This window comes from Slackia heliotrinireducens DSM 20476 (assembly GCF_000023885.1).
GTDB classification, from domain to species: Bacteria; Actinomycetota; Coriobacteriia; order Coriobacteriales; family Eggerthellaceae; genus Slackia; species Slackia heliotrinireducens.
The window spans coordinates 514226-533758 of record NC_013165.1 but is presented as its reverse complement, the minus strand read 5'-3'; the positions used below and the strand labels follow the sequence as shown (position 1 = coordinate 533758).

General features: G+C 60.1%; 18 protein-coding genes. 4 read left to right on the top strand and 14 right to left on the bottom strand.

All coding sequences use genetic code 11. The features are described from left to right. Positions 1–75: 75 nt before the first annotated feature. The gene (locus tag SHEL_RS02195; RefSeq protein ID WP_012797614.1) at positions 76–2037 is read right to left on the bottom strand and encodes a CocE/NonD family hydrolase; all 1962 of its coding nucleotides are present in this window, start codon (positions 2035–2037) and stop codon (positions 76–78) included. A gap of 263 nt (positions 2038–2300) precedes the next feature. Between SHEL_RS02195 and SHEL_RS02190 the strand changes: the two genes are divergently transcribed. Then, positions 2301–2870, top strand: coding sequence for a TetR/AcrR family transcriptional regulator C-terminal domain-containing protein (locus SHEL_RS02190; RefSeq protein ID WP_012797613.1), 570 nt, complete (start codon positions 2301–2303; stop codon positions 2868–2870). A gap of 11 nt (positions 2871–2881) precedes the next feature. Here the strand turns inward: SHEL_RS02190 and SHEL_RS02185 are convergent, their stop codons facing one another. From SHEL_RS02185 to SHEL_RS02170, 4 genes are all read right to left on the bottom strand, one after another. Continuing rightward, positions 2882–3181: a MoaD/ThiS family protein gene (locus SHEL_RS02185; RefSeq protein ID WP_012797612.1), complete on the bottom strand. Its 300-nt coding sequence runs from the start codon at positions 3179–3181 to the stop codon at positions 2882–2884. Positions 3182–3185: 4 nt separating this feature from the next. Further along, on the bottom strand, positions 3186–5054 hold the full coding sequence (locus tag SHEL_RS02180; protein ID WP_012797611.1) for an aldehyde ferredoxin oxidoreductase family protein: 1869 nt from the start codon (positions 5052–5054) through the stop codon (positions 3186–3188). 124 nt (positions 5055–5178) lie between these two features. After that, positions 5179–5475: an alpha/beta hydrolase gene (locus tag SHEL_RS02175; protein ID WP_050749507.1), complete on the bottom strand. Its 297-nt coding sequence runs from the start codon at positions 5473–5475 to the stop codon at positions 5179–5181. Between the two features lie 78 nt (positions 5476–5553). Beyond that, the gene (locus tag SHEL_RS02170) at positions 5554–6366 is read right to left on the bottom strand and encodes a hypothetical protein (protein WP_041422461.1); all 813 of its coding nucleotides are present in this window, start codon (positions 6364–6366) and stop codon (positions 5554–5556) included. A 127-nt stretch (positions 6367–6493) separates the two neighbouring features. On the opposite strand from SHEL_RS02170, the gene SHEL_RS02165 reads away from it, so the two are divergent. The 3 genes from SHEL_RS02165 to SHEL_RS02155 all read left to right on the top strand — a co-directional run bounded on the left by SHEL_RS02165 (position 6494) and on the right by SHEL_RS02155 (position 8892). After that, positions 6494–7057 (top strand): TetR/AcrR family transcriptional regulator C-terminal domain-containing protein, encoded by a 564-nt coding sequence (locus SHEL_RS02165; RefSeq protein ID WP_012797609.1) that lies wholly within the window; start codon positions 6494–6496, stop codon positions 7055–7057. 400 nt (positions 7058–7457) lie between these two features. Further along, positions 7458–7991 (top strand): GNAT family N-acetyltransferase, encoded by a 534-nt coding sequence (locus SHEL_RS02160; protein ID WP_012797608.1) that lies wholly within the window; start codon positions 7458–7460, stop codon positions 7989–7991. Positions 7992–8079: 88 nt separating this feature from the next. Then, positions 8080–8892, top strand: coding sequence for a carbon-nitrogen hydrolase family protein (locus tag SHEL_RS02155; protein WP_012797607.1), 813 nt, complete (start codon positions 8080–8082; stop codon positions 8890–8892). Between the two features lie 162 nt (positions 8893–9054). On the opposite strand, the gene SHEL_RS02150 is transcribed toward SHEL_RS02155, so the two are convergent. The 9 genes from SHEL_RS02150 to SHEL_RS02110 all read right to left on the bottom strand — a co-directional run bounded on the left by SHEL_RS02150 (position 9055) and on the right by SHEL_RS02110 (position 18998). Beyond that, the gene (locus SHEL_RS02150) at positions 9055–10554 is read right to left on the bottom strand and encodes a hypothetical protein (RefSeq protein WP_012797606.1); all 1500 of its coding nucleotides are present in this window, start codon (positions 10552–10554) and stop codon (positions 9055–9057) included. Positions 10555–10711: 157 nt separating this feature from the next. Beyond that, entirely contained in the window at positions 10712–11902 is a 1191-nt protein-coding gene (locus tag SHEL_RS02145; RefSeq protein ID WP_012797605.1) for a cytochrome c biogenesis protein CcdA, read from the bottom strand. An 82-nt stretch (positions 11903–11984) separates the two neighbouring features. Then, entirely contained in the window at positions 11985–12458 is a 474-nt protein-coding gene (locus SHEL_RS02140) for a rhodanese-like domain-containing protein (protein WP_169304492.1), read from the bottom strand. Positions 12459–12494: 36 nt separating this feature from the next. Next, the gene (locus SHEL_RS02135) at positions 12495–12716 is read right to left on the bottom strand and encodes a sulfurtransferase TusA family protein (protein WP_012797603.1); all 222 of its coding nucleotides are present in this window, start codon (positions 12714–12716) and stop codon (positions 12495–12497) included. 57 nt (positions 12717–12773) lie between these two features. Then, entirely contained in the window at positions 12774–13841 is a 1068-nt protein-coding gene (locus tag SHEL_RS02130) for a YeeE/YedE family protein (RefSeq protein WP_012797602.1), read from the bottom strand. 162 nt (positions 13842–14003) lie between these two features. Next, positions 14004–15200, bottom strand: a complete 1197-nt coding sequence (locus SHEL_RS02125) for a transglutaminase-like domain-containing protein (RefSeq protein WP_050749505.1) — start codon at positions 15198–15200, stop codon at positions 14004–14006. Between the two features lie 109 nt (positions 15201–15309). Then, positions 15310–15945 carry a Tat proofreading chaperone DmsD gene (gene dmsD / locus SHEL_RS02120; RefSeq protein WP_012797600.1) on the bottom strand — a complete coding sequence of 212 codons (636 nt, stop codon included), beginning with the start codon at positions 15943–15945 and terminating at the stop codon, positions 15310–15312. 2 nt (positions 15946–15947) lie between these two features. Beyond that, complete coding sequence (locus SHEL_RS02115; RefSeq protein ID WP_012797599.1) at positions 15948–16574, bottom strand: 4Fe-4S dicluster domain-containing protein; 627 nt, start codon at positions 16572–16574, stop codon at positions 15948–15950. Then, a complete protein-coding gene (locus SHEL_RS02110) occupies positions 16575–18998 on the bottom strand; it encodes a DMSO/selenate family reductase complex A subunit (RefSeq protein ID WP_012797598.1) in 2424 nt (807 codons plus the stop codon). Between the last annotated feature and the right edge of the window lie 535 nt (positions 18999–19533).

Sequence of the window (19533 nt, the reverse complement as noted above, 5' to 3'; positions counted from 1 at the left end):
GGCCGGCTTTGCGGCTTACGGTCTAAGCGCGGCTGCAGGGAGCTTTTTCGCGCCCGCAGCCGCGGCAAGGCTCGGCTAGAAGCGGATGGTGTCGACGGCCGCGTGCACGTCGTTCGTGTCGTAATAAGGCTCGGCCACGTCGACTGCGGGAATGGTGGCAGGGTCCAGGATGACGGGCGGTGTGGGCACGGTGTCGTAACCGGGGAACATCATGAAGCCCTTGAGCATCTCCACGCCGGTCTTCTCGGTGCCGAACGGCCACTCGATCCAATTGCGCTCATGACTTGCGGGCACCACGCACAGCTCCACGCTGGAGGCGTGCTCGGCATCGTGGAAGACGGTGTTCTGCGCAACCACGAAATCGGCGGGAGTGGCGGTGTTCAGGTCCACGAAGTTGTTGGGGCCCACCTCTTTGTTCAGCGCGTCGCTCGGGCAGATGTCGATGCGGATGGAATGTCCCTTCTTGAACACGTACGAGGTTGCGCGCATCTCTACGTCGTAGGCCATGACCTCGCCGGGCACCACGGGCTGTGGGTTCGTGCGGCCGCCCTTCAGGTAGCGGGCGCGGCGTCCGCCGGAGGTCACGCGCCAGGCCGGGCCTTCGGGGTCGACGTCGATCAGCTTCACGATCAGGTCGGTATCGTTGGCCGTGGTCGCCATGAAGATGTTGGCCTTGACCACTCCCGTGACCTCGACGTCATCGGCCAGCGGCGCGGTGGTGTACGAGATCACGTCGTCGCGCTGCTCGATTTCGCGCTGGTCGGCGACGCCCTGGCAGAACAGGCCGTGGCCGGCGGTGTCGAAGATGCGGTTCGCGGGGTCGCTGGTGAAGGTGTCGGCGGCTTCGGCGCCCTGCGGAGCGTCGGCCGAAAGCACGCCGTTCTCATGCAGGCGCAGCGTCATGCCCTGCGTGTCGGACAGCGGCCATTCCTTTTCAGAGCGCCAGCGGTCCTCGCCCATGACGTACAGGGCCACCGGGTTGGCGTCGAAGAACTCGCTCTTTGTGCCGCTCACCTGGCTGTCGATCCATTCCATAGCGGAAAGGCGGTCGTCGGTCTCGGTGTTCGGGAACTGGCGGGCGGTGGGCATCATGTGGCCCCACGGACCCACGATCAGGCGGTGTGCGGCGGCGATGTCGGCGGACGGCGCGTCGGCGACGGCCTTCTTGTAGCCGTTCAGGCTTACGTCCATCAGCAGGTCGGACCAGCCGGTCATGAACAGCATGGGGCGGTCGAAATCGTGCGCGTAGGTGCTCTGGTCAAGCCGGCTCAGCAGCTCGGGGTTCTCGCGCGCGTCCAGCCAGCGCTGGTAGAAGTCCAGGTTGCGCACGATGGGCATGTCGCGCGGGCTGTACTGGGCCTGCCATGCGGCGATGTTGAGCTCGGCGGGGTTGCTGAGCGGATTGCCCATGGCCTCGTTGTCGGCCATGATGGCCTCAGCGACCTCCTTGGACACGTGGCCGTTGTTCGCCAGGTCCATAGATTGGCTGATGCACCACAGCACCATGCAGCTGGCGTCCACGAAGTCGCCGTCGTACAGAACGCCGTGGTCGAACGACAGGTTGGGGCTGCGCAGCACGCCCGTGACCAGGCCGGGGACGTCCTTCTGCAGCTGCAGCAGGTACTCGGTGCCACCCAGGTACGAGTGTCCGGTGGTGGCGATCTTGCCGTTGCACCAAGGCTGCTTCAAAATCCACTTCACGGTGTCGACGCCGTCCTCGCCGTCGTTGCCCAGGTACTCCAGGGCGTCGTCGGAATGGAAGGTGCCGCGACAGGACTGCAGGACAACCACGTAGCCCAGCTCGTTGGCGTAATAGGGCAGGTGGATGGGCTGCGTGCCGAACTCGCCGTTGCCGTAGGCGTAGGCGGTGCGGATCAGGACGACGGGATACTTCTGGTCGGTCTGGGGCTCGCCGTCCTTCGTGGGGAAGAAGATGTTGGCGTACAGCTTGGCGCCGTCGCGCATGGGGATACGCACGCCATGGAAGACGGCGTAGTCGTGGGGTGCGTCGGTTTTGGTGGGAAGTGCAAGGCTCATGACGGGTCCTTTCGGGTTGAGACTCTTCCAGAGTGGGATTCCGCTTTGCAGCCGCAAGGGGCTAGGCCCGATAATCGCGCGTTTCATCAGGTCTTTTGTTGTTTAGCAATCCCTTTTCTCTCTGGCATGCAGAATACGCCCCAAAGGGTGGTTTGTGTTTTATCGTTTTGCTAATATGTAAGATAATTTAACATATTGCATTTTTGTAAGAGTATTCTAGCTTGCAACGATTGTTTCGCCAGGTGAGGCGCGGAGGAAGCCACATGTTCAAGGACCGCACAAAAGAGCTATTCGCCGAGGCGCTGGAACAGATGCTGCTCGAGATGCCGTTGAGCAAGGTGAAGGTGAAGGACCTGTGCGAGCGCGTGGGTGCTCAGCGCCCGACGTTCTACTACCACTTCAAGGACAAGTACGACCTGGTTGCATGGATTTTCGAGCGCGATTTCCGCTCCGGCATGGGCGAGGTGCCTCCCGACGCCGGGCTGCAGGCGCGCACCGAGGCCGCGCTGAACCGCATGTGGCAGCGTCATGACTTCTATCGAAAGGCGTTTGCGGACAAATCGCAGAACTCCATCGAGCGCCACATTCAAGATTTCGACGTGAAGATGGGCGAGACGGCCGTAAAACGTCATACCGGCGCCAAGAAGATCACCGAACAGCAGCTGTTCGACATAAAGTCGCAGTCGTACGGAAGCATGGGCTACACGGTCGAGTGGATGCGCGGCGAAGTACATGCGACCCCAGCCCAGCTTGCCGCATGGGAGACGGAGCGCATGCCTGCCTTCCTGCGCGAGGCGTACGAAGCGACCGGCTATTACGGAGAGCTGGGCTGAAACGCGGACGATCAGCCGCCTTGGTAGGGCACGAAGAACATGATTGTGGAGTCGCTTTCCACGCGCGTCGAGTCGTGGTCTTTCCGGCTGACCACTTTGCCGTCGACTACAAGCATGGCCGTACGCAGCGGGCTTTTCGGTTCTGGAGGGCGCGTGAACTCGAGGAACTCCGGGTAGCGCTCGCTGAGCATGCGCAGTGCGTCGTTGAGCGTCACCTCGGATCCCGGCTGTACATCGACCGGGATCCGAGAAGGGGCATGCTCGATGCCGAGAAGCGCGCGAATCGGGTAATGCACCCTGAAGACTGCCATGGCGTTACGCCGAGACGTGCTCTGGCCAAAGATTGGCAACTACGTATCCCAAGCCAAGCCGCTCCAGAAGCTCCGGCTTCGGCTTTCCCGTTTCAACATCGTATTCGTTCGCCTCGAGGTAGCGCTCAATCATCGCATCGAGGTCGTCGCCTACGCAATGGCCCTTCGCCGGGCCATCCACGTTTGCCGCCTTCATGCGCGGAGACACACGGTCGTCTTCCCTCGTGCGTCCGCAGAGCATGTTGTACGAACGGGACAGCGCACGCACTCGGTCGCCGGCCTCGTAGAGCTCTTTGCCGGTCATATCCCAGCCGGTCACGGAGTTTATGGCCTCCACCAGAACAGATTGGTTCTGCGCAAAGAACATGCACAGGCCGACCATGTCCATGTAAACCCATTTCACGCTGTCGTTCTTCGCGGCAATAGGGATGCGCTCAACGTCGAAGGGCTCCGTCGGCTCGTTGTTGCCTACCTCGGGGTCGTAGCTCTCCGATCCGTAGAACGAACCATTGTCCGAGCAGGCATACGTTACTTCGAAGCCCCACACGCCCACGCCTCGGTCATCGGTGACGTGGGGCGCGTTGCCCTTTCCGGCCCAGACGGCCATGTTAACGGCTTCGCCTCCGATGCGTTCCGCTCCAACTTTCACGCCGTCCGAGAACGTTGCGCCAAAGCCCCTCCGCGTGCAGATTTGGTCAATCAGCTCGGGAAGATCGGCTGTCTCGCCCCATTTGAACGACATGCCGCCCGTGTCTTCGAGCGTGATGACCCCATGCTCGAAGCAGTCGTAAACCAGCGCGATGCTCCACGCGATTTCCTTGCCGTCCACGCCATAGGTCTCCATAAGGGATGCCAGCCACGCGGCAAGGCTGATGTCGTCGTTGCCGATGTTCGTGGAGAACGCCGCCATCATCTCGTATTCGACCTCATCGAATGCCACGCCGGCGTGCGAGCCCTCTTTGAAGACGACGTCGTAGCCGTGATGCATCGGACAGTTCCAGCAGGGCTTGCGTTTGCGGCTTTCAAGCGATGCGAGGTAGGTGGGTACCGAAAGTTTCTCGAGCGTGTCGGAAACGTTCGTTGTGTAGTTCTTGATGGCTACGCCTCCCCCTGGCCCGACCAGGTCGAACCAGGATGTCGTACCGCACTTGTCCACAGCTTGGGCAAGTGCGGGCTCCATGGAACGCTTTAGGAATTCGTCCTTTACAAAGGCCTTGACCTGCGCTTCGTCCGGATACTCGATGGCGTTGTCCGTCGCTAGAACCGCCACGCACTTCAGCTTCTTGGCACCCATTGCGAGCCCGGGGCCATTGGACGTGGCGCGATGGTGATAGTCGCCGGAAATGCTGGCGATTGGCAATAGATGCTCGCCCGCAGCGCCGATGCCCGCTATCGAAACCTTCTTGCCCATTTCGTCTTTCAGGATGTCCTGGACTTCGGACGTGCTCTTGCCAAGTAGCTCTGTTGCCGGCCGTATTTCAACCTTGTCGTCTATGATGGCGATGTAGGACCATTCTTCGGCGACGCCCTCGATTGCAATGACGTCGTAACCCGCTTGGCGCATGCGTGCTCCGAAGAATCCGTTTGCCTGAGCAGAGGTCATGAGCCCGGTGACTCCGCCGCGCGTGCAGACGGTGTAGTTTCCCGATCCGGGAATCCTTGTGCCGCTCAAGGGACCAGCGCATAAAAAGATCTTGTTCTCGGGGTCGGTAGGCCCGACATTGGGTGCAACCTCATCGTAGAGCATCTTGATACCCAAGCCTGCGCCCCCCACGAACTTCCGCAGCTGCTCGCCGTCGAATTGCTCGTGGGTTACGCTCTTGTCGCTCAAATTGATGCGCAGGATGGTGCCTTTGTAATACTTGTTTTGCATGGCGTTCTCTCTATCTGTTCTGTATGCGATGAGGGACTTCGACGCAGCCCCTCATCGCGGTTTCGGCTGCAGGGCTGGGCTTGGAAAGCTATTTGGTTCGCCCGAACCTGGTAGGGGCGATTGTCTACTTCTGCTCGGCGAAGAAATGCTTACGGGCGTAGTCGAACCGATCCATGAGGAACTCCATGGCCTGCTTGGTGACGGTCGCGTCGGGCGCCACGGAGTCGAACATGTGGATGCAGCCCGGGTAGACCTTCCACTGGGAATCGATGCCGGCGTCGGCCAGGTTCTGCATGTACTGGACCAGCTCGTCGCGGAAGGGCTCCAGGTCGCCCACGAACGACGTTGCGGGAGGCAGGCCGGCGAAGAACTTGGCGGCCGGCAGGATCTCGGAATCGATCATTTCGTCAGTAACGTGCATTGTGCCTGCCTTTCTCTCGCGTCTGCTTATAAGAAGGGCGACCCCGCGCATGGGGCCGCCCTTCTCGTGCCGATACTACTACTCAGCGACAACTTGCGCGGCGGCGGACTCGGGCTTGGGGAGCTTGCGGACCTTCATCAGGTTCACGAAGGCGAGGGCGCTGGATGCGAAGCCCACCAGGTAGAACACGGGGTTCTGCAGGAAGGGCATCATGAGGACGAACCAGGTGCCGGGCAGCCAGGAGATGGTGATCTGGATGAAGATTGTCAGCTGGACCTTCATGGAGTTGCCCAGGCTCGTGCCGGTGCGGGCGGCGCGGGAGTGCCAGTGCTCCCAGCACAGCCACGGGAACAGGAAGTTCGTCCACGGCCAGGTCACGCACAGGGAGGCGTTGTAGAAGCCGCCGAGGACGAACGAGACGGACAGCCAGAAGGCGGCCGCGATGGTGATCATGATGGCGACGTAGCCCCACGCCTGCTTCTCGGTGATGTCGCCGCCCCGGACGAAGCGGCCCAGCTCCTCGTGGCGGTCGGTCTTGATGTGCGCCTGGATGGACTTGACCTCGCCCCAGACCCAGATGGGCTCGAGGATGCCGAACAGCGTCCACAGCCAGAAGAAGTGATAGCGGAACATGAGGATCCACATCATGATGGTGCACAGGGTGTCCCACACGATGAGCACGCAGTGGATGAACAGCGGATAGGGGTCCTTGCCGTCGCGCTTCTGGATTTCGGCGACGTTGGTGTAGAGCATGAAGCCCAGGATGATGTTGACGGCCATCATGATGAACACGGGGATGTTCTCCACGCTGGGCGTCATGTGGCTCATGATGACGCCGGGTACATCGTTGATCATCTCGAGCGTGTTCAGATCGAGTTCGAACGGATTCACGGTTCCTCCTTCGGTTGCTGGTTCCTTCTTGGCGCGAATAATAGGACGCTCCATGTGACAACGAACCATACATATCGCTATAATGTAAGGTATTCAGACATTTCCATTTTTATGTATGGGAGAAGCCATGTTCAAGGACCGGACGAAGAAACTGTTCGCGGCAGAACTGGAGAACATGCTTACCGAGATGCCCCTCGAGAAGGTGCGCGTGAAGGACCTCTGCGAACGTTGCGGAGCGCAACGCCAGGCCTTCTATTACCACTTCAAGGACAAATACGACCTGGTCGCATGGATATTCGAGCAGGACTTCCGCGCCGGTATGGAAGAGACCGCCCTGACCGACTACCGCGAGCAAACCGCAGCCGCCCTGGCGCACATGTGGACCCGCCGGTCGTTCTACCGCAAAGCCTTCGCGGACAAGTCCCAGAACTCCATCGAATCCTACATTCAAGCGTTCGACGTCGAGATGAGCAGTCGCGTGGTGCTGAGGCACTCCGGTGCAAAAACCCTTTCTGAACAGCGTCTTTTCGATATCAAATTCCAGTCATACGGCAGCATCGGCATTACCGTCGAATGGCTCCGCGGCGAGCTGGAATCCACGCCTGAGAAAATCGCCAACTGGGAATACGAGCGCATGCCGAAGTTCATGCGCGACGCCTACGACGCTGCAGTCCGCGAAGGCATCCAGTAGTCCGACTTGATTCGCCAGGCTCACGTGAATCCGCTGGCCCACCCGCGTCCTTTCAAGCGTGCGCGCCCCGCATTCACTCCGCCGTGCAACGAAAATCTGGTTTCGGGAGCACTTGTGGGGGATAATCCGCCGAACGGATGCCCAATCGAGCACTCGTGACCCCACTAACCTCAACGTTATGCAACACCTAGTATGATTTCGTGGTTTATCTACCCTGCCTACTAGGGCGGAAAGGGCCTTGTAAGCGTCTTGCCGGCGGATTATCCCCCTCAAATGCTCCATGCGCGGAGTTTTCGTTGCAGCAACGCCTGTCCACCCACGGTGTGAATCCAACATATCGCAAACCGGATCGATGAAGACTACAATTCACATATGCGAAACCGCACGCAGGGAGGACATGATGCATTTCGAGAGCGACGCGCTGATACTGCATACGCCAAAGAATTCCGACCTGGTCGGACTGCGGCGCATCATGAACGACTCGAAGGTGTATCGGCTCGAGCCCACCTACCTTCCGGAATCGGGTCTCACCCCCGAAGAAGCCCTGGTCAAATTCCAAAACCTAGAGCTGGAACGAGACCGCCAATGCATCCTTGGCATCTACAGGAAATCCGATCCCGAAACGCTGGTCGGACTTGCTGAGCTCTACGACTACAAGCCGTCCGGCAGAATAATCTCCGTCGGATGCCGCCTGGCCCAGGACTTCTGGGGGTGCGGCATCGCCACAAGCTGCGCCGAGGCCATGATCGAGTTCCTCATGGCCGAAACGCAAGTCAGTCTTATTACCGCCCATTGCATCCCCGAGAACCTGGCGTCTCAGAAATCCCTGATGAAAGCCGGATTCGAACACCTTCAAACCAAGTATGAGGACTGGGGGTACGCCGAACCGACCCGCGCCGACATTTACGCCTACAACATCGAGCGCAATAACTAGCAACCGTCTGCGATTCGTTTCTTTCAGGCAGCATTTCACCTGATAGAATCCTCGATAATCCATACACGATTCCAAACGGAGGTGTGTCATGCAACTAACCATCGCACTTGCGCAATCCGGATTCCCCAAGAAAGGTGACGCCATCGCGCAAGCCGAGCGGTACGCAGAAAAGGCAGCGGCTGCCGGAGCGCAGTTGCTGGTCTTTCCTGAGAATTTCATGCTGCCCGGCATCTTGGACTCCGAAGGGGTGAAGGAGATCTCCGAGCCGTTGGACGGTCCTTTCGCCCGGGCCATGGCCGACATTGCCTTGCGCCACCACCTTTGGATCGTATACGTCATATTTGAAGAAAACCCTGATGGCGGCCAGCCTTTCAACACAGCCGTCACGGTGGATGCAGAAGGCGTGCAGCGCGGCGCGTACCGCAAATGCCACCTGTACGATGCCCATGGCGTGCTCGAATCCGACCGCTCTGTCGCAGGCGACCAGCTGCCTCAGCCCGTCGACACGCCTTTCGGCCCTTTGGGCGTCGCCATCTGCTACGACCTGCGATTCCCCGAGGTCGCCCGCGCCCTGGCGGTCGCCGGGTGCAAGCTGGTGCTGTTCCCCTCCGCTTGGAACGCCGGACCACGCAAAGTCAAGCATTGGACTACTCTCCTGCGCGCCCGCGCCATCGAAAACGAGCTGTTCGTAGCTGGCATCTGCCACGCCGGAAAACGATACACGGGAAAGACCCTGGTCGCAGACCCCTTGGGACGCATCGTGGCGTCGGCCCGCGGAAGCTCGAAAGGCAACGCACCTCAAGACCTGGTCATCTGCACCATCGACACCGATGCCGTCGAATCGGCCCGCGATGCCATGCCCGTGCTTGACCACCGCCGCCCCGAGCTGTACGCGAACTAGACGACACCTGGGAGGTGGACATTGGGGACGGAGGGTATTGTCCCGTGCACTGCACGGGACAATACCCTCCGTCCCCAATGTCCACCTCGTCCCCTCCCCAACCCAAACAAAAAACGGGCCGCATCCCGGTCGATGCGGCCCGCACAATCAGGGGTCGATATGTTATTCGGGCTTCGCGGGAGGCTCGCCACCTTCGCCGGGGCCACCTTCGCCGCCGGGAGGCTCTTCCATTCCACCCTCGCCCATGCCGCCGCTGGAGGCGGTGTGCTCGACGGCCGTACCCGTGGATGCGGAGCTGCCGTCGTAAGCCTCGCCGTTGACGTACAACGTGTAGCCGTTGGTGTCAATCGCACCTGCGTCGCAGGTCAGCGACGTGATGTAGCTGTCGCCGGTCAGCGTCCAGGTGGAATCGTCCGCAAGCTCGACGTACACTTCGCCCGCTTGCCCGTCCGGGTTGATGGCGCCCGTGAACGCAGAGCTGTCGGTCAGATACAGATTCAGGTTCGAAACCTCGTCGACAACCATATCCCCATCGATAACCTGGCCTGATGCGTTCAAGTCGACCTGACCGCCGTTGCTGCCTTCGCTACCCCAACCCGCGGCCTCGGCGCGCAGGAACACGCCGTCCGCGTCCTCGTTCACGATTTCGGCACCGCTCAGATTGATGGTGCACACCGTGTTGTTGACAAAGAAGACATCACCGTTCTTGTTGGTCAGGCTGCCGCCGTTCATCTCAAAGGAAGCCGTGCCTTCGTCCGCATCGCCGGACATGGACTGGTAGATCATGACCGCCTGGTAGTAGTCGGACTTGTCGCCGTTTTTAGTGTTGTTGTCCGCAACCACCGTGTCGTCGTTCAACGTGACCGAATTCTGGCCCTCGACAACGATGCCTTGCGATGCCGTGGACTCCAGATAGGAGTCGTTCACGGTGATGTCTGCCGTAGAGTAGATGACCGGCGAACCCGTGCCGCTGGTCACGTAGCTGCCGCCGTCGACGGTCACGATTCCGCCACCACGGTCGGAGCGGATAGCCGCCGAGGAGTTTCCGCTGGTCGCAATGTTGAGGTTCGAAGCGTTCATGGTGCCGCCGCCCGTGGTCATCAAACCGCCGGAGCAATTGCCTGACGTCTCGATGTACGAGTCGGAGATGTTGACCGTGGTGCCTTCGCCGTAGGAGAACACACCGTTTGCGTGGGTGCCGTCCGACTCGACCACGATTTCGGACAGCGTCAAGGTGGCGCCGTTGGTGGCGAACACGCTGGCGTTCTCGCCGTAGAAGTCGGCTTCATCGCCGTCGGATTCGCCGGTCTTCTCGACCGCCACGTTGGCGTAGTCGTCGGTGGTGCCATCGGCCAGAATCGCATGTCCGCCGTCGGTGTCGTCGGAGTAGGTCTCGCTCACCGTGATGCTGTCCTTGGTGGGCAAATCGGCTGCCGCGACGGTTTCGGCCTCGGCCTCAGGCGCGACCTCGGCCGTGGTTTCTTCGGAGGATTCGGCCTCTGCTGCGGCATCGGCAACTTCGACGGTTTCCGTCTCGGTCGAGGTCTCGGCCGCATCTTCGGTCACGGTCGCGCCGCAGGACGAAAGCGCGAACACCAGGCACAGGCTTGCAACGGAGGCAGCCCACCACATGGGGCTGTATTTGGCTATGGTTTTCTGCATATCGGTTCCTTTCCTTAGGATGGTGCACACTATAGAAAAGGAACCTGAAACCACCCTGAAAGCGCTTTGCCCCACCATCCCCGCGGCACGAAAAGACCCCCGACAAGCGGGGGTCTTAGGAAGGGTTGTTTGCAGCTGCGCACCAGGGCGCCGGTTGTTACATGCCGGCCAGCGTGGAGAGCAGCCCCTCAAGTTCGTCCTCGGCGACTACGCCGGCACGAACCATTTGGACATTGCCGTCGGCGTCCACGAAAATCGACGTGGGGAAGCCGGCCACGCCGAAATAGTCGACCAAAGCGCCAGTCTCATCCATCAGGATGGGGAACTCGTAGCCTTGCTGGTTGCACCACTCGATAAACTCGGCCTTGTCCATCTCGCCGTACAGGCTGGGGAACGCCATAGACAGAATCTGCACGTCACCGGCGGTATTGTGCTTATCGGCCAGCGCGATGAACGCATCCATGTTGGACATGCACTGCGGGCACCACGAACCCCAGAGCTCGATGTAAACAGGTTTGCCTTCGTAGTCGGCAATGGTGACCTTCTCGCCTTCGAGGGTCTCGAACTCGATGTGGCGCCAAGCGTCCACTTCCTCATCGGGACCGCTGCTCGCATCCGATTCGGCGGTGGCGGACTGAGTGGTCGTCGCGTTCGACGCCGCAGAGCTGGCGGCGTTGCTGGCCATCAGGTTCTGACCTGCGGTCACGACCATCCACAGGCCCATGACGGCAATCAGGATGCCGCCCACGCGCTGGATGATGGGCATGTACTTGTTCAGCTTGCGAACCTTGGCAAGCAGCAGGTTGGACGCCAGGGTGATCACCAAAAACGGGATGCACATGCCCAGCGAATACACCAGGGTGAGGCCGGCGCCTGCCAGAGCGGTGCCCTGCTGGGCGGCCATGGCCAAAACGGTGCCCAGGATGGGGCCGATGCAGGGCGTCCATCCGAAGGAGAAGCCCAGACCCAGCAGGAAGGCGCCCAGCACGGTGCTGGTGTTCAGCTTGCTGGTGTCCATGCGCTTTTCCTGGGTCAGGAACGGAATCTTCAACAGGCCGGCAAGATACAGGCCGAAGAAGATGATGATGATGCCGCACACGATGGCTACGTAGCTGTTGGACAGCATCTTGCCGATGCTGCCGGCTCCCAGGCCAAGAATCAAGAACGTGGTGGAGATGCCCAACACGAACGCCACCGTGTTCGCGGCGCGGCGCACCATGCCGAGCTCCTGATTGCCCGCATCGGTGGTAAGCAGGCCGATGTAGACAGGCAAAAGCGGCAGCACGCACGGCGAGAAGAACGACAGCAAACCTGCCGCAAAGGCCGCACCGATCATACCGATATCCATGTAGTTTCCTATCTGTTATCAGGTGACGTTCGCGCCACCCGGACGTAACGTTTCCAAAGACGGAATTGCGAACGGAAGCGCGTTACTTGATGCTCTCGTCCTTTTCGGTCTCTCCCGGCCAATCCTCCAGGCCATCGAACTCGATGACGTTGGTGTATCCCATGTCGACCAGGTCTTCAGCCGCAATCTTGCTCACTCCGCCGTAATCGCAGTAGAGGATGATGGTCTGGTCCTTGTCCGGGAAGGCGCTCTCGGCCTGTTCAGCCATCTTGCTTTGAGGCACGTTGATGGCGCCGACGATGTGCTCGTACTGATATGCCAGCGGCTCGCGCACGTCCACCAGCACGGCGTTGTCGTCGGACTCCATAAGAGCCACGACCTCTTCGCCGGACAGATGCTGGTAGGTGGTGTCCTCTGCAGGTTCGGTCGCTGCCGATTCGTTCGCGGCTTCCTCCATGGCGGCCTCGGTGTTTCCGCCGCCGCAGGAAACCAGCAGCGCTCCCATGCTTGCAACCATAGCCACGCAGGTCACAGCCAACATGAATTGTTTCTTCAATCCCTTATCCTTCAGCATGCTCGTACAGCCTTCCGTTTACTTGCGCACGACGAATTTCCAGTGCTTCTTTTCCTTGTCGAAGCCAACGATCTCGATGCCGTTGTTCTCGCAATACTCAGGCAGGACCACCGTGGCCTCGGGGCACGTGAAGACGACCTCGATCTCCTGGCCATCCTGGGCCTCGGCGAGCGCTTTCTTCAGCGTCATCAAAGGCATCGGACAATCCTGACCGGAAACATCATATTTTATCGGTTCCATAAGATTCCTCTATCTCTCGTTTCTCAACAGAAGACGCATGCCGCATTGCCGCACGCGTTAGTTCTTGCTCGCTTTCTGCAGCGACGGCATCAGATACAACCGGGTTGCAAGCCAGATGCCCGCCACCAGAAACACAAGGGCGTACCAGGACTTGAGGGAGAACTGAGCGGTGCCGACCAGGCCGTTCGCAATCAGGCATCCCTGTCCCCACACACCGCCGAATCCCATCAGCACGCCGCCGATGACCATCTTCAACGCCGTGGTCTTGTCGGGCATGACAGGCGTGAGCTCGCCGCTTGCCGCCGTGGTGATCAGCGACCCCAAAACGATGCCCAGAACGAACATCGAGCCCCAACCGAACACGGTGTCGTAGGGGTTGCACCCGCCCACCACGAAGGGAGGCTGCAAAAGCTCGTAAGCCCAGGACAGCAACGGCGTCACCAGTGCGAAGCCGAAGTGACGTCCGTAATGCCCGCTGATCAGGAACGCGAAGCCGGCCAGAATGCCGATGAGCACCGCGGAAACCTCGACCGGCCACACCTTTTCGAACAGGATGTGGCGAACGCCCGTATAGCGGCCGGGGATCCTGAATTTCGGCTTGTGGGTCATGCGGTAACGCACCATGACAGCGATCAGCACAACGCTGGCCACGCCGCAGATCACGATGGGAGCCACAGTCGTGCGAATCGCAAGGTTGTCATCGACGATGGCAACCGAACGAATCGCCTTCGACAGTTCCACCAAGGGACCGGCGGACAGGGCGTAGCCCGTCACCATGAACGTCGCCAGCGAGATGAGTCCCGCAATACGGCCGTCGCCGCACTTGACCAACGTGGAGGCGATGCATCCGCTGGAAACAACGGCTCCGATGCCGAACAACAGGCTGCCCACTGCGATCGACACCAGCGAAAACGGGGGCAGGTAGGACGGCAGGCGTATGAGGCCAGCATGGGCCAGGCTGTGGTAGATCAGGCCCTGCACGGCTATGATCGAGAAAACGATAACGGCGTTATACGGTTTCTTCTCCATATACGTATCGCGGATGAGGCCCGTAAGGCAGAACCGGCTCTTCTTCAGGAAGATGCCGAACAGCACGCCTACAATCAGGCCTGATAGATACATCATATGCCCACCTCTAAACATGCGTCACGCCAGGCGGATATCCGCCCGGCGCACCGCCAAAATCGAAAAACCGCCACCGCCCATAGTTTTTGGAAGGTACGGGCGGGGCGAAAGAACAATCTTTTGAAGGGGCGGGATGGAGGATCGCCGCCCCTTCAGCATGAGCTATTCGTCAGCCGAGAAGGCGACGGAGTACACGAAGGTGTCGGGGCTGTAGAAGTCCAGAGCCTCACCGTCAACCTCAGCGTAAGGATAGCCGAAGTCGTTCAGCGGATCGCCGGCCTGAGCAGGCTCAAGCACGACGTCGCGGCCGTGGCTGTACTCAACGCGCTTGGCGTCGAACTGACCCCAGTAGTATTCCTTCTTGTCCAGGGCTTCCTGGGAATCCTTCTCCAGCTCGTCGGTGAGAACGGCCTTCAGGACGTCTGCAGGGTCAGCCGGAACCCAGCCGGTGCCGGGAACGTAGAACTCGCACCAGCAGTGCTGGTTCTTGGTGATGTCAGCATCGTTCATGCGGATGCCGAACATTTCGCGGGCAGGCACGCCGGAGGCGCGGCACAGGGCCACGAACACGGAGTTGATGTCGGTGAACTTGCCGGCACGGACGCCGTCAGAGACCAGACGGCAGACGTCGCCGTCGCCGCAGCCGGTGACGTTGTTGTCACGGTTCATGTTCTCATAAACCCAGTCGTAGACCGCGCGGGCCTTGTCGACGTAGGTCTCCTTGCCAGCGGTGATTTCCTCGGCCAGAGCGACGACCTCAGGATCGTCGACCTTGACCATGGAGGAGCTGCCCAGGTAGTTGGCAGCGATGTCTTCGGGGACTTCGCCCTCTTCGACGATTTCAGGACGCAGAGCTTCGGTGCGCTCGGCATGGAAGGAAACGGTGGCGATGCGGTCAGCAGGCTCAACGTTTTCATCCCATTCGATGTAAGCCATCTTGTTGCCGTCAGCGGACTCGACGATCTCGGCCGTGGTGGCGTTGGCGCCGCCGTCAACTTCGTCGTCGGTGATGACCTGGTAGTCATTGTCGGTGGCGACGGGGACCCACACGCGGACGACCTGGCCCTTGTCATAGGCGGTCAGGTCAACGGTGGTGGTCACGGTGCCGGAGACAACCTCGGCCTCAGCAGGGGCCTCTTCTTCCTCGGCGGTAGCCTCAGGTGCGGCCTGCTCGGTCGTAGCCTCAGCGGCCGGTTCCTCAGTAGCAGCCTCTTCGGTGGCAGCTTCTTCAGCTGCGGGCTCCTCAGCGGCAGGCTCTTCGGTCTGGCTGCTGCAGGCAGCGAGCAGAGCGCCCATGGCTGCCAGCGAGAGGACCACGACGAAGGTCGTTGCCTTCTGCATCAGTAGACTCTTCTTCATTCTTGCTCCTTAACGTTTGTTACGGTACTTGCTATCGTTTGCGCCCGCTGTATCTACCCTCCATTTGTAAATTCGGGCGCCCATAGCCTTTCTTTTGCCGTTTCCGGCCTTATCGGTAGAACCGAGGGAGCTCGACCTGGAGGTCAAGCTCGTCCTCGATCCCGGTAAGCGTTTCATTCGCAAGCCGCGCCAAGGTGCCGTAGAACCCACCTTCAGCAGCTTCTTCCAGCTCGTCGAGGTAATGCGGAGCCCACGTGAGCAGGTGATCCGTCAAGTATTCCTCAACCAGCTCTGGCTTATGCTCCACCAGCCACGAAAGCAGCAGGAGCATGGTGCCGATATGGTCCTCAGGAGCGCCGTCCAAGCCGTCTGCACCGATACCAGCCCTGCGCATCCATGTGCGAAGGGCAATCGTGGACTCGCCGAACACAACCTGATCGCGGTCAGTGTATACCGAACCGTACGGCGGAGCCGCCAGTTTGGTAGGACCCACAAACAGATGACGGTATGCGGATGCAAGCTCGCTGTGGTCGGCCGGAGCGTTCTTCTGCAGGTCAAGCAGCAGCGCGCTTGCCTTTCCTGCATCCACGCCCGGCCATTCGGCGGCCGTTTCGTCCGCATCCATGTTCGCAATGGTCGCGAACAGCTCCGGCGATTCGTCGTCGAGCTTCGGGTCGCACGAGAACAGCAGGCCCAGCATGCGGGCCGCTGCTGCAATGCCCTGGTATGTCTGCTCCTGGGCCATGGCTACATCGTTTCGGGCAGGTTGGCCACATGACCAGCGGTATCGCCGGCCTTAGCAGCGCTCTTGGACGCCTTGATGTACAGGTTCGGCATGGTGCCGTCCATGCCGGGCAGCGGAGCGATGTTGGCGCGCTCGAAGCCCTCGGGGACCTCGGAGGCATCGCCGAAGGTCAGCGCACGCTGCGGGCAGGCCTCGACGCACATGGGGGCCATGCCCTCGGCCACGCGGGCTGCGCAGCCGTCGCACTTCTCGCCCTTGTTGGTTTCTTCGTTCAGGCTGGGTGCGAAGTAGGGGCATGCGGTCACGCACTCGCCGCTGCCGATGCAGATCTCCTCGTCGATGGAAACGACGCCGGACTCTTCATCCTTCATGCAAGCACCGGTCGGGCAGGCCGCGACGCAGGCGGGGCTGTCGCAGTGGTTGCAGGACAGGGATACGAAGTAGCCGTAGATCTCGCCAGGGATGTTGAAGCCGTTTTCGTCAACGGTCCAACCGCTGGTCTTCTCATATTCATACACGCGTCCGAAAGAACGCTCGGCAGGCAGGTCGTGCAGGTCTTTGCAGGACATCACGCAGGTTTTGCAACCGTTGCAACGCGTGCCGTCGAAGAAAAATGCGAACTGCGCCATTTACATCACCTTCTTGACTTCAACGAGGTTGGTATGGGCGGGAATGGCCTTGGCCAGCGGAGACGGATGGGAGTTGGTGAGCGTGTTGATGCAACCGCCCACGTCGACGCCGTCCTCGTTCGCTTCGAACCAATAGCCCTGGCCCATGGCCGTGACGCCCGGCATGATGCGGTCGGTCACCTTGGCCTGAACCTGCATGCGGCCGAACTCGTTGAAGACCTCGACCATGTCGTCATCGGCGATGCCGCGCTCTTCGGCGTCGGCCGTGTTGATCCAGAAACGCTTCATGTTGGTGGCCTGCAGGATGTCGATCTGGGTGAACGACGAATGCGCATGGCCGCGCTCATGGAAGCCGACCATCTGCAGCGGGTACTCGTCACGACGCGGGTCGTCGTAGCCGTACTCTGCAGGAGGCACGTACACGGGAATCGGCATGATGACGTCGTTTTCGCCCAGATGCCACGTATCGGCGATCTTGGCCAGACGCTCGGAGTAGATCTCGATCTTTCCGGAAGGAGTCTTCAGGCTCTCCTTGCCCGGGTTGTCGATGAACTTCTTGTAGGCGATGGAGCCGCCGTCGGCGCCGTCCTTGTGCAGGCGGCGATAGACGCCCATCTCCAGCATGTCTTCCCACTCGGGCAGATCGGGATCCTCTTCGCGGGCGGTGGCGTACATCTGCTCCAGCCAGCCCATCTCGTCCAGACCCTCGGTGAACTTCTCGGCAACGCCCATCTTCTCAGCCATGAGCGTCAGGCTCTGGTACAGGGTCTTGCGCTCGAACTTGGGCTCGGTGCAGGCGGTGCCCAGAATGGCGTAGCCCATGTTGCCGGAGTATTCGCCGACGGCGAAGCTGGGCTGCTCGGAAGGCATGAGGTCAGGCAGGATGATGTCGGCGTACTTGGCGGAGTCGGTCAGCATGGTTTCCCACACGACGATCATTTCGCACTTGGACTCGTCGCCGAGGATCTCATGGCTGCGATTGATGTTGCCGTGCTGGTTGGTCAGGCTGTTACCGCCGTGGCTGAACATCATCTTGATGGGCTGACGCAGGCGGCCGGCGCCGGTCAGGCCGGAGTCGAGCAGCGTGATCTTGGTGTAGTCGTCGATGGCGTCCATGTACATGAAAGTAGGGATGGTGATGTTGAAAGTGCCCTTGCCCATGGGAACTTCTACGCCGTCGATCTTGTCGTTGCCGAACATGAATCCGGTGCCCATGCCGCGCTTGCCAATGCCGCCGAGCAGAACCTCGAGCATGCAGATGGCACGGCAGGTCTGCTCGCCGCTCATCTGGCGCTGGGGACCGAGTCCCTGCATGATGCAGCACGGCTGCGTGGTGCCGATCTCATGCGCCAGGTCGCTGATGACCTGTTCGGGGATGCCGGTGATTTCGCTGGCCCAAGCAGGGGTCTTGGCGGTGCCGTCCGGGCCTTCGCCCAGAATGTGGCTCTTGTAGTCGGACTTTGCGGGAGCGCTTTCGGGAAGCGTACTCTCGTCGTAGCCGATGCAGTAGGTGTCCAGGAAATCCTGGTCCACCATGTCCTCGGTGATCAGGACGTAAGCGATGGCGTCAGCCAGAGCTGCGTCGGTGCCGGGACGGATGGGAATCCACTGGTCGGCACGCAGGGCCGAAGTGGCGGTGTAGCGCGGGTCGATGACGATGACCTTGGCGCCGCCGGCCTCCAGGGCCTGCTGGATCTGGTAGCAGTCGCCTGCGCCGCCCAGCTTGTTATCGGCGTGGTTGTCGCCGAACATGACACACAACTTGGAGTTCTTCAGGTCGTAGGTGGCGTTGTTCTTGCGGTCGCCGTACAGGTAAGGAACGGAGACGCGGGCCTGAGCCATGCTGTAACCGCCGGACTGGTGGACATAACCGCCCAAGCAGTTGCAGAAACGACCCACGAAGTCGGAGATGTTCTGAGCCTTGACGCCGCTGGCGGGCGCGATGAGCACGGCTTCAGGGCCGTACTCGTCAAGGATGCTCTGGTACTTCTCGCAAATGGTATCGATAGCCTCTTCCCAGGTGATGCGCTCGTACTCGCCGCTGCCACGCTTGCCGACGCGCTTCATGGGATACTGCAGACGATCGGGATGGTTGATCCAGCGACGCATGGAACGACCGCGCAGGCAAGCGCGGATCTGATGGTCGCCGAACACATCATCACCGGTGTTGTCGGTTTCAACGCGCACGACTTCGTCGTTCTGGGTCACAACGCGCAGCGCGCAGCGACCATAGCAGTTCGGCGAACAATGCGCCCAAGTTTCATGCTCTTCCGCCTCGACTTCGACTTCTTCCTCAGTCGCAGGCTCTTCCTCATGGAACGAAGCGCTGCAGCCGGTAACGCCGAGTGCGGCAAAGGCGCCCAAACCAGCAGCCGTCTTTACGAACGAACGGCGGCTGACCTCCCCCAATGTGGATTTGGACATAGACTCCCCCTCATTTCCTTCAAAATGGAACCGATGCGAATACGCACACACAACCCACCCTTGCAGTGCAATGCGTAAAGAAACACCTCTTGAATTGTGATTGCAGATATTCGCGTTGACAGACACATCCTTCGCTGGCAGAAGCGAAAGGATTGCCCTTGCTTGTTTCTGGAACCTTGAGCCGAGAAGTCAGAACAGCCTGAAAGGCACCAGACATATTTTCAAAACCCTAGCAGAACGGGTTTTGGTTTGTTCAATAATATGCGGTCGCGACTCAAAGTCAAGCACCAACAGACGATTCCTTTGGATAATTGCCTCTTTTTTGTAACCGCGATTACAACATCTCTCCCATTCCGCCCCGCCATACCCTCATTTTTCAGGTATTCGGTGACAAACCCTGCTCTGACGTCGAAATTTCCGATTGCATAATAATAGCTGTATATATGTTTATTTAGACTACAGACCGATATTGTCGGTACAGATTCACGCATCTGACGCAAATACCAAAATACCGTTTCGGCACGACTTCTGAATA

Bases quoted from the DNA above. Each gene is read 5' to 3' on its own strand.
- SHEL_RS02195 (WP_012797614.1), bottom strand. From the start codon at position 2,037: ATGAGCCTTGCACTTCCCACCAAAACCGACGCACCCCACGACTACGCC.
- SHEL_RS02190 (WP_012797613.1), top strand. From the start codon at position 2,301: ATGTTCAAGGACCGCACAAAAGAGCTATTCGCCGAGGCGCTGGAACAG.
- SHEL_RS02185 (WP_012797612.1), bottom strand. From the start codon at position 3,181: ATGGCAGTCTTCAGGGTGCATTACCCGATTCGCGCGCTTCTCGGCATC.
- SHEL_RS02180 (WP_012797611.1), bottom strand. From the start codon at position 5,054: ATGCAAAACAAGTATTACAAAGGCACCATCCTGCGCATCAATTTGAGC.
- SHEL_RS02175 (WP_050749507.1), bottom strand. From the start codon at position 5,475: ATGCACGTTACTGACGAAATGATCGATTCCGAGATCCTGCCGGCCGCC.
- SHEL_RS02165 (WP_012797609.1), top strand. From the start codon at position 6,494: ATGTTCAAGGACCGGACGAAGAAACTGTTCGCGGCAGAACTGGAGAAC.
- SHEL_RS02160 (WP_012797608.1), top strand. From the start codon at position 7,458: ATGCATTTCGAGAGCGACGCGCTGATACTGCATACGCCAAAGAATTCC.
- SHEL_RS02155 (WP_012797607.1), top strand. From the start codon at position 8,080: ATGCAACTAACCATCGCACTTGCGCAATCCGGATTCCCCAAGAAAGGT.
- SHEL_RS02150 (WP_012797606.1), bottom strand. From the start codon at position 10,554: ATGCAGAAAACCATAGCCAAATACAGCCCCATGTGGTGGGCTGCCTCC.
- SHEL_RS02145 (WP_012797605.1), bottom strand. From the start codon at position 11,902: ATGGATATCGGTATGATCGGTGCGGCCTTTGCGGCAGGTTTGCTGTCG.
- SHEL_RS02135 (WP_012797603.1), bottom strand. From the start codon at position 12,716: ATGGAACCGATAAAATATGATGTTTCCGGTCAGGATTGTCCGATGCCT.
- SHEL_RS02130 (WP_012797602.1), bottom strand. From the start codon at position 13,841: ATGATGTATCTATCAGGCCTGATTGTAGGCGTGCTGTTCGGCATCTTC.
- SHEL_RS02125 (WP_050749505.1), bottom strand. From the start codon at position 15,200: ATGAAGAAGAGTCTACTGATGCAGAAGGCAACGACCTTCGTCGTGGTC.
- dmsD (WP_012797600.1), bottom strand. From the start codon at position 15,945: ATGGCCCAGGAGCAGACATACCAGGGCATTGCAGCAGCGGCCCGCATG.
- SHEL_RS02115 (WP_012797599.1), bottom strand. From the start codon at position 16,574: ATGGCGCAGTTCGCATTTTTCTTCGACGGCACGCGTTGCAACGGTTGC.
- SHEL_RS02110 (WP_012797598.1), bottom strand. From the start codon at position 18,998: ATGTCCAAATCCACATTGGGGGAGGTCAGCCGCCGTTCGTTCGTAAAG.